This window comes from uncultured Nostoc sp., assembly GCF_964245575.1.
Taxonomy (GTDB): domain Bacteria; phylum Cyanobacteriota; class Cyanobacteriia; order Cyanobacteriales; family Nostocaceae; genus Nostoc.
This window is the reverse complement of record NZ_CAXTNP010000228.1, coordinates 1-13223: the sequence shown is the minus strand read 5'-3', so window position 1 is coordinate 13223 and position 13223 is coordinate 1. Positions and strand designations below refer to the sequence as shown.

Genomic DNA, 13223 nt, shown 5'->3' with positions numbered 1-13223 from the left:
GGTGGGGCCCCCTCTGGGGATAAGGGGTAATGGGGATTGGTGACTGGGGACTAGGGACTGGGGACTGGGGACTAGGGAAGAATTTTCCCAATTCCTAATTGCCAATTCCCAATGCCCAATGCCCAATGCCCTATCTATTGTTCCCACTCAGCACTCAAAATTTCTTTAGCAACAACGCAGTCAAGTTTAATTTGGGTTTTCAGGGCTTCTAGAGAAGCAAATTTTTGTTCAGGGCGCAAAAATTTCACTAGTTCTACAGCCAGTTTTTTGCCATACAAATCACCAGACCAATCGAATAAATGTACTTCCGCAGATGAATAAGTACCATTTACAGTTGGGCGGTTACCGATATTCATTACGCCCAAGCTCTCACTAGGAGCGACATCTGATGTTTCACTGAGAATGAAAACGCGGACAGCATAGACTCCTTGGCGGGGCAAAAACTTTTCTTTTGGTAGTTGGAGATTGGCGGTGGGAAAGCCAATTGTTCTGCCCAATTGTTGACCTTGAACGACAACACCAAGGAGAGTGTAGGGGCGTCCTAGTAGTAGATTTGCGTTTTCGATGTCGCCTTGCTCAAGGGTTTGGCGAATTAATGAAGTGCTAATGCGGGCATCCTGAGTTGGATTAGTACTGACGCAACTGCTTTCGGTGGGCGAGTCACCTGTATAAGTTTGTAAGGGAACGATGGTAACAGGGATATTGTGCTTGGCGGCGATTAATTGCAAATCTTTGGCAGTGCCACTGCGCTTTTCGCCAAAACAAAAATCCTGCCCGATGCTAATTTGCTGGCATCGCAGTTGTTGCACAAGAATTTTTTCGACGAATTCTTCGGGGGTCAAAGCAGATAATTCTTTGTCAAAGGGTAGTAGTACCAGTTGTTCTACCCCAAGCGATCGCAATTGTTGGACTTTTTCATCCAGTGGCGTTAACAAAGTCCGGGGCTGCCCCGTAAAAAATTCCTGTGGATGGGGGTCAAAGGTGACAACTGTTGAGTAAATATATTCTTGATTTTCCTTTGACTGCGGACTACTAGCTACTGACAACTGACCATCAGTGTGCAAGACTGGCTGAATTACCCTTTGATGACCAAGATGAACACCATCAAACTTGCCAAGGGCAACAGCAGTCGGCGTTAGCAGCCCAACGCTAGAAGAAGCAACCCACACAGAACACCCATTTTGAGACAAATTTAGCACGTGGATTCTGAGATTTTAGGTTTATTTTAGCTATCAGCAGGAAGCTACCTTATGGTAAACCGCCTTGAAGAGGACATTCACCAACTGCCCATAAGGTCTTGTGCGATCAGCCAGGGTGTTGATTCTACCCCTTTTAGCTATCAACCAAAAGCCTAACCCACGGGAAGTTGCCCAAGATGATATCTTGTGCTATTAGCTTGACAGCTAATTACTAAGTCCAGATAACCCCAAATACCAGAGCTAAAAAGGCTCTAGTTCCTTGTTGAGACTGCAACGAGGTTTTACCCTCCGATCAGCCGCAATCTTAGGGCGTCTGTGGGTGCCTGGGCTGTGTTGGTGCTATAAGGTATGTCCTCCTGTTGTCGCCCTTATTTTATGGTTGGCGTGACAACTCTGGGCAACGCTGTCTCACTGTGCAGCCAACAGGTACGCTCTCACGCTGAAAGCTTCTGATCACCAATCTAATCTAAAATCTCCAATTCCTCTGATCGCAATCTTTAGGTAGAAAACTTACTAACAGGAAAAGATTCTGATAACACAACTGAGGTGGGAATCTGAAGTACCAATCCTTCCCGTGCCATGATCGCCTTAGGAAATTTCGCCGCCGCTTGTTTCCCTACACAATCCAAAAAATCGTCATCGTGTGCGGGGTCATGGTGGTAAATCACCAGAGTTTTGACATTAGCAGCTTGTGCCACTTTCACCGCTTCTTGCCAAGTCGAATGTCCCCAGCCAATTTTCGGGGATTTGGGGGAATAGTATTCCTCGTCTGTGTAAGTGGAATCGTAAACCAGAATGTCAGCATTACGAGCTAGCCACAGCACATTATCATCGAGTCGGTCGGGAAAATGTTCGGTATCAGTGATGTAAGTAGCAGCACCACCACGCCAGTTGACGCGGTATCCTATAGCTTCACCTGGATGGTTTAAAGGTGCTGTTTCTACGGTAACGTCATCAATGTGGATTGGTTGCCCTGGTCGAATGTCGTAGAAACTTAAATTGGCTTGCATAATTTGCAAGGGTACGGGAAAGTTCGGGTGCAACATCTGGTCATTGAGGCGCTGTTCTATGGTAGAACCATCAGGTGCGATCGCGCCGTAGATATGAAAGTCATTCCCCTTCACAAATCCTGGCGTAAAAAAGGGAAAACCCTGCATGTGATCCCAGTGAGAATGGGTAAAAAATATATGAGCTTCTAACGGCATTTGGCGCAACAAAGATTGCCCCAAAACATGTAGTCCCGTGCCAGCATCGAAAACTAAGCGTTTATCGCCCGCTTGCATTGATATGCAAGGGGTATTACCGCCGTAACGAACGGTGTTTGGCCCTGGGCTGGGGATGCTGCCGCGAACGCCCCAAAATTGTACGGTAAATTGATTCTCTATCCTAGACATGTGTGTTGCTTGCTGGACTGAGCGGGCGATAAGTGGAAAAATTGCTACTTGTTTTGTCTAAGTTTATGCTGTCTCACCGATTCTGCTAGAGGAAGGATTTCTTGGTAAAACAGCATACCCTGTTTCTGGCTGATTGTGTAAATGTGAATGAAATACTCTCAAGTAAAATTTTCCAGTTTTTCAGGTCGATGTGTATCAGTTATTTCAAGAGTGCCCCTACGTTATAGCCTACATTTTTCTCTGATGGCTTTAAATAATTTTAGTTTTATCCTGATAAATCAATTGATTCACAGAAAATTGAATTCCCACTCAGATAATTTATTTAGCCCATCTGCGTAAGTAAGATTGTATTGTAACGGAGTTATACTGATGTAGTTTTTACGTACAACATGCACATCTAACGGTACATTTTGAAGCAAATTTAATTCGGTTGAGGGTTCTACATCCTCAATTACCTCTCCGGTTAACCAGTAGTACGTTTTTCCACGAGGATCAACTCGTTTATCAAACACATCAATATAACGCCGTACTCCTTGACGGGTAAGAGTAACTCCAGCAATTTCTTCCCACTTAAGGGCAGGAATATTGACATTGAGCAACATTAAATCCGGCAGGGGTTTTTGGGCTAACTGGTCTACGAGAATTTTGGCAAACTTAGCAGCAGGTTGAAAGTCTTTAGATGTGTGACTAATAAGACTCAGCGCTACGCTGGGAATGCCTTCAATTAAACCTTCCATTGCCGCCGAAACAGTGCCGGAATACAAGATTTCAGTTCCCAAATTCGCACCTTGATTAATGCCAGAGAGAACCAAATCGGGGGGAGTATCTAGCAAAGCCCACAGCGCCAATTTGACGCAATCTGAAGGCGTACCATCGCAAGCCCAAGCTTTGACAGCAGGATGAAAAATCTCTTCAACAATTTCGGCGCGAATGGGTTGGTGTAGAGTTAATCCGTGTCCAGTTGCCGATCGCTCTCGATCTGGGCAAACTACACTCACATCATGACCTGCCTCTGCCAAGTAGTTGGCTAGGGTACGAATACCCAAGGCAGAAATGCCGTCATCGTTGCTAATTAGTAATTTCATAGTCATTGGTCATTGGTCATTAGTCATTAGTCATTAGTCATTAGTTATTTGTTATTTGTTATTAGCCATTTGTCAATGTCTGAGGTCACAAGTAGCAAAAAACATTTATACTCACTAGTACTGCAAGGCGGAAGTTTGCCTACCTTGAAGACAAGTTGCTCAATTTCCAAGTCTTGTAAGTGACATGTTAGCTAGATTTACGCGCCCCCTGTGCTAGCCCAATCGTCTGCAACTGATAAACAGAGATTTGGTTTCGACCCTCACATGCGGCTGATGTTAATGGCATAGCTGTAAGTTGATTTATCGAGCAACTCACAGCTTTTGACTATAGACTAATGACTAATGACCCTCACGGGTGACGCTCGTGCCTCGCTAACGCTGCGCTAACGCCAGTCACTCATGGGGGAAACCCCCAAGACCGCCCTGGCTCACTAATGACCAATAACTAAGAACTAATGACTAGCAATTTAGAAGCTCAACTTTTAGCACTGCGGCAGTCAGGAGAAAAAGCGATCGCAGCCGCCGACACCCTAGAACGTCTGGAGGAACTCAGAGTTAACTATCTGGGTAAGAAAGGGGAACTGGGGGCGCTGTTGCGAAGTATGGGGCAGATGAGCGCAGAGGAACGACCAAAAATTGGAGCGATCGCCAATACAGTCAAAGAATCTTTGCAAACTAGTCTAGACCAGCAACGCGTCGCCCTGGAAGCCGCGCAAATTCAGGTACAGCTAGAGGCTGAAACTCTGGATGTAACTATGCCGGGAATTTACAGCCCCCAAGGTCGCATTCATCCCCTCAACGGCATTATCGACCGGGCACTGGATATTTTTGTCGGTATGGGCTACACCGTGGCTCAAGGCCCAGAGATGGAAACAGATTACTATAATTTCGAGGCTCTTAATACCCCGCCTGACCACCCCGCCCGTGACATGCAGGATACCTTCTACCTGCCAGATGGTAATCTTTTACGGACTCATACATCGTCAGTGCAAATTCGTTACATGGAAAGAGAAGAACCACCGATTCGGGTTGTTGCTCCAGGGCGAGTTTATCGGCGAGATAATGTAGACGCGACTCATTCAGCAGTTTTCCATCAAATAGAACTTTTAGCCATTGACGAGGGACTAACTTTTACAGACCTTAAAGGCACAATTAAGGTATTTTTACAAGCAATATTTGGTGATTTACCTATTCGCTTCCGCGCCAGTTATTTCCCCTTTACTGAACCATCTGCTGAGGTAGATTTGCAGTGGAATGGGCGCTGGCTAGAGGTGATGGGCTGCGGTATGGTCGATCCAAATGTACTTAAGTCTGTGGGTTATGACCCAGAAGTTTATACTGGGTTTGCTGCCGGTTTTGGTGTAGAACGCTTTGCAATGGTGTTACATCAAATCGATGATATTCGTCGCTTGTATGCTAGTGATTTGCGGTTTTTGCAGCAATTTTAGGTAAGCGATCGCTTTAAATAATCAGGCGTTTACTAAATGTCTTGCAAAAGTCAATTTGATGAAAATATAACCACAGATAAATACCCATGAATTATCTGTGGTTTTAAATAATAGATCGGGATTGATGAATTTAGTAAACTATCAGTACGTAACTTCTGTTCTGTTGACATGATATGACTATAATCACTGGCAAACGTCTAACGCTTGAGGAATATTTGAAGTATGACGATCGCACTGATAGCCAGTATGAACTGGTGGCAGGTGAGTTAGTTGCAATGCCACCCGAAAGCCCAAAAAATGTCCAGATATCTCTATTTTTGCTGGTAAATTTCCTCAAGTTCGTCCCGTTCAATCGGTTGAGTAACAAAGCTGAAATTGTCGTCTGTGGTTCTCGTGCGACAACTCGTATTCCTGACTTAGTTGTGCTGACAGATGAACTTGCAACAGCCTTAGAAGGTGCAACGCGATCTACAATCACTCTTGATATGCCACCTCCGGCATTAGTTGTTGAAGTCGTTTCTCCTGGCAAAGCTAATGAAGATCAGGACTATCGCTACAAACGTTCTGAGTATGCTGCAAGGGGAATTGTTGAATATTGGATTGTTGATCCACAAATGAACAGAGTTACCGTACTAACATTAGTTGATGGGTTTTATGAAGAAACCAGATTTACAGGAAACACTGCGATCGCTTCTACTACTTTCCCAGAATTACAGCTAACCATAGAGCAAGTACTCAACTCTGGATAAAGCAATGTGGTTAAAAGGAAGACAGAGGAAGTGATTTGAGAGGTGCGATCACGCAGTTTTCTTGCGTAGTTGCGGCTGAAGGAGCTTCTTTAACCTACAAAAACCTTGCTTGAGTATAGTTACCCCATTCTATTAACTGCAATTACGATTGCTTTCGTCTCGATTTCAGGGCAACATATCTTATAGTAAATCCTGTAATCCTAAGATACCGAAGATGAATAGGAGAGATTTAATAGCTAGAGGATATTTCCCAAAAGAACTGCCTCCTCCTTTTAATACAATTTCCCTCGCTGATTTTGCTACTTCTAGTAAAATAACGTTTGCACGTTACCCTAAGAGAACTGCAAAAATTTATAGCCATAATCATGTTAGATATAACTCCTTAAGAAGAAACTTAGGTGTTCCAAATCCAGTATTTTTCTTAGAAATTTCTCATTTTTTAGATACTAATTGGTCTACAATTAATCAAATAACAAAACGTTCTAGTTTTTCCAAAAGTAAGCCTACTTATACGCCTCTTCCACAGCGTGAACGTTCTATTTCACCTGTTCTCGATTTCTACTTACTTCCTGTTGAAAGAGCTAAAAATAGGATAGCTGGACGATATATATTACATACAGACATTTCTCGATTTTATCAATATATTTACACTCATAGTATTCCCTGGGCAATACATGGAAAATCATTGGCTAAAGAACAGAGAAATGACATGACTCTTCTGGGAAATAATCTTGATAAAATTTTGAGAAATAGTCAAGATGGTCAAACACTAGGTATTCCTATTGGCCCAGATACTTCATTAGTCATTGCCGAACTGATACTTTGTACAACAGATATAGAACTAGAAAAACGATTAAAAAACACTTGTAGTTATCCATTTAAAGGCTTCCGTTATAGTGATGATTATGAGTTTGTATTTCAAAATATTTCAGATGCTGAATCAGCTTTAAGCCAAATTCAACAGGTCCTTTCAGAGTTTGAATTAACTATCAACTTTGAGAAAACCAAAATTATTGAGTTACCGTGTTCTTTGGATTCAATATGGGTTTTAGAACTATCTGATTATAAATTTAGCGAAAGTGGACTTGCACAAATGCAAGATATTATTCGTTATTTTGATAAAGCATTTCAACTTAGAAATGAATTTCCTGGAGAACCAGTACTTAAATATGCAGTTGCCCGAATAAGTAATATTAACAACCTTGATATAGAGAATTGGTCTCTTCTTGAAAGCCTTCTCTTACAGTCAATTACTATTGAACCTAGTACTTTACGTGATTCTCTTTCAATAATTCAAGAAAAGAAGGTAAGCAAATATAACATTAACTTATCCTTACTTGAAGAAGTTCTTAACTTTCAAATCTATAGAAATGCAATACTTGGACATAGCAGTGAAGTAGCTTGGGCTATTTGGTCAGCAATGGTATTTGACTTATCAATTAACAAGCTAGCTACAGAGTCTATTTCTAAAATGGAAGATTCTATAGTAGCAATTTTAGCTTTAAATGCGCGTAAGCAAGGACAGATTAAAGAAAATTTAGATACAAGTACATGGGAACAATTTTTAAATGAAGATGAGCTTTATGGTGAGCAATGGCTCCTTTGTTATGAAGCTAATCTACAAGGGCATTTATCTAAAGGAGTCGATTACGTATCAAAAGATCCTTGGTTTTCTCTGCTAAAGGATAATGGCATTACTTTTTATGGTAGTAAGACTCCCTTAGTTATTCCGCCAAGCTCTACTAGTGGTCCCTCTGGTAGATTCTGACTTTGGCAATTTAAGGTGGTCGGTGAATTACACTAACCACCATTTTGAGAGTTTATTTAACTATTCCTGAATGACCGGGGATATCTGCCAAAGGTTCAAATCTACCACCTAAGTATTTGGCCAGAAACTCCTCGGCGATCGCAAAAAAATGCAAGCGATTTTCTGGTCTGGCAAAACCATGTCCTTCATCTGTATAAAGTGCATATTGCACTGGTAAACCAGCCTGTTGCATTGCGTTGACAATTTGATCGCTTTCTGATTGTTTAACTCGCGGATCGTTTGCACCTTGACCGATGAGTAAAGGTTTTTGAATGCGGTTAACGAAGAATAAAGGCGATCGCGATTTGAGAAACTCCTCTTCTGTCTCCAAGTTGCCAACGCGATGATAAAGCATTGCCTTCATCGGTTCCCAATAAGGCGGTATAGTTTCTATCAGGGTAATCAGGTTACTTGGGCCCACAATATCCACACCAGCAGCAAAGATTTCGGGTGTAAAAGTCAACCCCACTAGGGTGGCGTAACCTCCATAAGAACCGCCCATAATCGCAATCTTTTGCGGATCAGAAATGCCTTGTTCTACCAGCCAGTTCACGCTGTCAATTAAGTCGTTGTGCATTGTGCCAGCCCATTCGCGATTACCAGCATTCAAAAATGCTTTACCGTAACCAGTGGAACCGCGAAAGTTCACTTGCAGAACAGCATAACCCCGGTTAGCTAGCCATTGCGCTGTGGGAGAAAAACCCCAAGTATCCCGCGCCCAAGGGCCACCATGAACCAGCAGTACTGTTGGTAGATTCTGGGTAGGTATTCCTACAGGAGTTGTCAGGTAACTGTGGATAGTTAAACCATCCCGCGCCTCGTAGGAAATCGGTTGCATTGATGCCAATTGCAACGCTTCGAGTTTGGGTTGGTTACTAAAAAGGAAAGTGCTGCTTTTGGACTCTCGGTTGTAGGCATAGTAATAAACTGGGCCATTGTCAGTTCTATAAGCTACCAACCAGGTTTTATCTTCCAAGTCGCGGCTAATTATAGAGAATTCTCCAGGACGCACCTTGGCGATTTCCTCAAAATCTGCGGCGATACTCTGGTCAATTACTTGCCATTCCTGTTTATCTTTGTAGAAAGAAACTGCTTGGATAACTCGCGTCAGTGGCTGAATGATTATCCCCACGACATCATACTGCTCATCTTCAGCAATCACAGTTTCTTGACGGGTGTCTAGGTCAACAGCTAGAAGACGTTTGGCGTTAGCATCGTGATTCCCTTGAATATAAAGGGTTTTACCATCAGCCGAAAAACTTACAGAATTCCCTTCTTCCTCTGACCCCCAGTGGCGAAGAATTTCCCACTGTTTATCTGGCGTTTTCTGCAATAAGAGGTCGTAACCACCATCGGCTGTGCTAGCTGTCGCTGCACGTATTTGGAAATCAGCGTCAGATGTCCAACTGATAATATTACCGGGGTTGTCGGTGTCGAACTCCACAGCACCATTTTTTAGGTTGATGCGGTAAACGTCAAACTTTTGGGGATTGTTCAAGTTCAAAGCTACCAGCATTTGATCTGGAAATTTGGGTTCTAGTTCTACTAGTTCGGCCTTCACACCCTGGAATGGCGTTAAGTCACGCACAATCTTGGAGTGAATATTAACCAAGTGGAGGTGAAAGTTTTCATCACCATCCGAGTCCTGCATATAAATCAACTGGTCGGCGTTATAAGTCCAGAAGAAAATGCGGATACCGCGCTTTTTGTCAGCAGTTAGTATCTGGTCGTCTTCTTGTCCTACAGTTCGCAACCAAACCTGCAAGACATTTTTCTCATCGGGGGCAATATATGCCAAGTACTTGCCATCAGGCGAGAGTTGCGGGCTGGTTTTTTCGGGATTCCCAAACAGAATTTCGCGCGGAATCAATGGTGGTAGGGAGAGCGCTTGAGCAGATGACATATTTTCTATCCTCTACTTGACTTCCCTATTGTCACTTGGTTATGAAAATGACAATTCATCCTATTGGGTGAACCTAGTACCGCAAGGCAAAAGTCAAATCAATTCGCAATTCGCAATGGGCTACGCCCCGCTACGCTCTAAGCGAAGCTATGCCGCAGGCTTTACGCAATTCGCAATTTCTTTCCCCACGCATAAATGCGCTTGCTCAAGTTCACTAACGTAGTATTTCTTGCACTACGTGTCATTACATACATATTTTTATTTTCCATAAATAAATTTACTTGCTCTGTACCTTCTTCTTTCTAGTCAAAAAGAGGCAAGGGGGCAGGGGGCAGGAGAGAATGATTTTTACCTTTATAGGACTTACGCACACTCTACGAATTCAACTCTTGGAGACGCTGCGCGTTGGCGGAGCCTCTCCAAGAGAAGGCGTTCTTCTCTAACGAGACGCTACGCGATGACGTCAACTCTTGGAGACGCTGCGCGAAGGCGGTTCGACAAATTAAGCTTTTGGGCGATTTTTGCGTAAGTCCTACTTTAATTTACAGCTATTTTCAGGTAAATAGACCACGCAGTAGGGGCACAGCAATGCTGTGCCCCTACGATAGATGTGGTTCAAATACTTGAATTCTGCTGTAAACCAGTTATTTGTGGGGTGGGAATTATAATGTCTATTCTACCGTGGTCATTGACTGGTAAATGAGTCTTTGATACTCGGCGAGGAGTCTTTGATACTCGTGAACGAGTCTTTTATACTCGTGAACGAGTCTTTGATACTCGGCGACGAGTCTTTTATACTCGTGAACGAGTCTTTGATACTCGTGAACGAGTCTTTTATACTCGGCGACGAGTCTTTGATACTCGTGAACGAGTCTTTGATACTCGGCGACGAGTCTTTTATACTCGTGAATGAGTCTTTTATACTCGTGAACGAGTCTTTTATACTCGTGAACGAGTCTTTTATACTCATTGACGGCAATTATCGCAATGTCCGCAACGCAAGTTAGCAGCTTCTTTGTCAAAACCAAAGGCATTTAACAAAAACTGCCAACGACACTGCTTAGTTGTCAGGTATTGATGCATCTGTTTAGCAGCGTGTAATTGCGTTGGTGGTTGATTTCCGGCTTTTTGAGCAATGGTGTAATGAAAAGGATCAAGCCAGTTTAGCTGACCGTTGCTGTGGAGTAAAGCTAGCGCTGTTGCACCTTCAGGAAATTGTCGAGTTACAGCATTCACTTCTCCCTGTTTTGGTAATTTTTTCACAAGTTGCTGCGCTATTTGTTGTTGCGATCGCATTTGTTCTTGAAAAAATTGCTGTCTTTGCTTATCCTCTGGATCTAACCACCCGGTAGGTTCACTTACTAATGTCAGTGCTTCGGCCGGTTTCCCATCCCTTCCAGCCCGGCCTATTTCTTGCACATATTCAGATAACAAATGTGGCGCGTGAAAATGGGCAACCCACCTTACATTGCTTTTATTAATCCCCATACCAAACGCACAAGTACACACAACAAAGGGGATTTTGCCACTTAACCAGCTTGCTTCTACTTCACGGCGTTCGGTTGCACCCAATCCTGCATGATAACTAGCTGTTGCATAACCCATCTCTGCTAACCATTGGGCTAAATCTTCGCTATCTCTCCTGGTGCGAACATAAACTAATCCCGATTGTTGCGGTCTATTTTGAATAAACTTTAATAATTGTTGTTTTCTACCTCGTGGTGTCCAAGCAATGCGAACGCTAGGATGCAAATTAGGACGGTAGGGATTCAAGCGGAAAATCTCTGGTTGCTGTAATTGTAAAACTGTTTGAATAATCTTTTGGGCTAACGGGTCAGCAGTCGCAGTAAAAGCGGCGATGCTGATTTTTGTTCCTGGTGGTTTTGATTTTAGCAATGCAGGACGCACAGCCCCTAATCTGCGATAAGCTGGGCGAAACGTGTCTCCCCACTGCACTAAACAATGGGCTTCATCCAAAATTAAGCCATTAATTTGCAATTGTGGCTGACATAATCTTTCCCAGACTGGCGCACTTAGCAAAGTTTCTGGCGATAAATAAAGCAATCTTAGTTGTTGACGTTCTAAAGCTTGCAGAGTTACACGGCGTTGAGATGAAGGTAATTCACTATGCAAAAGTGCTGCTTTTTGATTGCTTTGTAGTAATTCCTGAACTTGATTTTCCATCAACGCCACCAAGGGCGAAACTACCAAGGTTAATCCTGTTTGTAGTAGCGCGGGAAGTTGAAAACAAATCGACTTTCCTCCACCTGTGGGCATAATAATCAGCGCATCTTTTTGTGCCAATAAACTGCTGACAATTTCTCCTTGTGGTGGACGGAAATCTTCATACCCCCAAATTTTTTTAAACGTAGCGAGAACTTCTTGCCAAGATTTAATTGTAGGCTGATTCATAATCAATAGTAGATACACCTATATCCTTGAAAACTGAATATAGCCTCTGTTATCTAACTAATGGTTCAGTAATTTCATCATCTCAGTTTGTAAATCATTGATACCATTTCCCACAAACCTGGATACATATAGATTTCTCGTAAGGGCACAGCATTGCTCATTGGTGTCAATTTAAGCTAAAAGTAGCTTAACTGTTAGCTTCTTCACCCGCCTCGAACTAAACTTCTTTGGCTTTTAGCTAAAGTCTACTGAAGTAGACTAAAGATTTTTGGCTATATTTAGTCATCTCTGGGATGACTTTCGCTATTAGTAAGGAAAGGACATTCTGCACTCTTGGACGTACAGTGTAAGTGACGAATCCCACTAACAATAGCCCCAGTATTAACAGCACAATCAAAGTTCTTTTGATAATCTGGGAAAACCAACGTTTCCTGAAGCTTTTTATTTGGGCTTGCCGTGGCATTGTTTAGTGAAATTACGCGATGTTACAACGTTGATATTACAGTAGAGCGAGCAATATTGATTTGATGCCAGTTTTACCAGGTTTACAATGGGAAAAAGGTCACACTTCAGGAAAGCGCACCATGCCGAAAATCACCCTGGAAGTATCAGAAGAATTATCTCAACAACTAGCACAAGTAGGCGATCGCTTACCTGAATTACTTGCTTTGAGCCTCCAACAACCAGCTGTACCAGCACAAGTTTACCGATATATCCTAGATTTTTTGGCCAGCAATCCCACTCCTGAACAAATTGCTGAATTGAAACCTACTCCTGAAATGCAAGAACGGTTGCGTACTTTGCTAGCACGCAGTAACGCAGGTGAACTCACACCCACGGAGTTGAAAGAACTAGATGAGTATGAACGTATTGAACACTTAGTTGTGATGATTAAAGCAGGTAACTTATCTTATTTGACCAGTTGACCGTGAGTGTAACCTATATTCCGGTTGTTCTTCGCCGACTAATAGAAGAACGCGCAAACTACAGATGTGAATATTGCCAGTTACCCGCAGGAGTTGCCTTTTTTCCCCATGAAATTGATCATGTTATTGCCCAAAAGCATGGCGGTACAACTGATGCTGATAATTTAGCCCTCACCTGCTGGCGATGTAACCGTCATAAAGGCACTGACTTAGGCTCGTTTGATCCAGAAACAGGGGCTTTTAGCTTGACTCACATCTTGCACCTGACCGAATAAACCCGTAGAAGGCAAATAAAGAGTA

At 42.9% G+C, this 13223-nt stretch carries 10 protein-coding genes; 5 read left to right on the top strand and 5 right to left on the bottom strand.

Annotated elements, in window-relative coordinates; translation table 11 throughout:
* Positions 1–134: 134 nt before the first annotated feature.
* The 3 genes from ACFFAP_RS28125 to surE form a co-directional block, all read right to left on the bottom strand.
* Positions 135–1199, bottom strand: a complete 1065-nt coding sequence (locus ACFFAP_RS28125; RefSeq protein ID WP_375514317.1) for a bifunctional riboflavin kinase/FAD synthetase — start codon at positions 1197–1199, stop codon at positions 135–137.
* 497 nt (positions 1200–1696) lie between these two features.
* The gene (locus ACFFAP_RS28120) at positions 1697–2593 is read right to left on the bottom strand and encodes an MBL fold metallo-hydrolase (RefSeq protein WP_375514316.1); all 897 of its coding nucleotides are present in this window, start codon (positions 2591–2593) and stop codon (positions 1697–1699) included.
* 287 nt (positions 2594–2880) lie between these two features.
* On the bottom strand, positions 2881–3678 hold the full coding sequence (gene surE, locus ACFFAP_RS28115; RefSeq protein WP_375514319.1) for a 5'/3'-nucleotidase SurE: 798 nt from the start codon (positions 3676–3678) through the stop codon (positions 2881–2883).
* A 455-nt stretch (positions 3679–4133) separates the two neighbouring features.
* On the opposite strand from surE, the gene pheS reads away from it, so the two are divergent.
* From pheS to ACFFAP_RS28100, 3 genes are all read left to right on the top strand, one after another.
* Positions 4134–5126, top strand: a complete 993-nt coding sequence (pheS, locus tag ACFFAP_RS28110) for a phenylalanine--tRNA ligase subunit alpha (RefSeq protein WP_375514315.1) — start codon at positions 4134–4136, stop codon at positions 5124–5126.
* Between the two features lie 173 nt (positions 5127–5299).
* Positions 5300–5875 (top strand): Uma2 family endonuclease, encoded by a 576-nt coding sequence (locus ACFFAP_RS28105; RefSeq protein ID WP_375514314.1) that lies wholly within the window; start codon positions 5300–5302, stop codon positions 5873–5875.
* A gap of 214 nt (positions 5876–6089) precedes the next feature.
* The gene (locus tag ACFFAP_RS28100; RefSeq protein WP_375514313.1) at positions 6090–7643 is read left to right on the top strand and encodes an RNA-directed DNA polymerase; all 1554 of its coding nucleotides are present in this window, start codon (positions 6090–6092) and stop codon (positions 7641–7643) included.
* A gap of 52 nt (positions 7644–7695) precedes the next feature.
* Here the strand turns inward: ACFFAP_RS28100 and ACFFAP_RS28095 are convergent, their stop codons facing one another.
* Together ACFFAP_RS28095 and ACFFAP_RS28090 are read right to left on the bottom strand one after the other, a co-directional pair.
* Positions 7696–9585 carry a S9 family peptidase gene (locus tag ACFFAP_RS28095; protein WP_375514312.1) on the bottom strand — a complete coding sequence of 630 codons (1890 nt, stop codon included), beginning with the start codon at positions 9583–9585 and terminating at the stop codon, positions 7696–7698.
* A 966-nt stretch (positions 9586–10551) separates the two neighbouring features.
* Positions 10552–11997, bottom strand: a complete 1446-nt coding sequence (locus tag ACFFAP_RS28090; protein WP_375514311.1) for a RecQ family ATP-dependent DNA helicase — start codon at positions 11995–11997, stop codon at positions 10552–10554.
* A gap of 584 nt (positions 11998–12581) precedes the next feature.
* Between ACFFAP_RS28090 and ACFFAP_RS28085 the strand changes: the two genes are divergently transcribed.
* Together ACFFAP_RS28085 and ACFFAP_RS28080 are read left to right on the top strand one after the other, a co-directional pair.
* Entirely contained in the window at positions 12582–12923 is a 342-nt protein-coding gene (locus ACFFAP_RS28085) for a hypothetical protein (protein WP_375514318.1), read from the top strand.
* 2 nt (positions 12924–12925) lie between these two features.
* The gene (locus ACFFAP_RS28080) at positions 12926–13198 is read left to right on the top strand and encodes an HNH endonuclease (RefSeq protein ID WP_375514310.1); all 273 of its coding nucleotides are present in this window, start codon (positions 12926–12928) and stop codon (positions 13196–13198) included.
* The last annotated feature ends 25 nt before the right edge of the window (positions 13199–13223 follow it).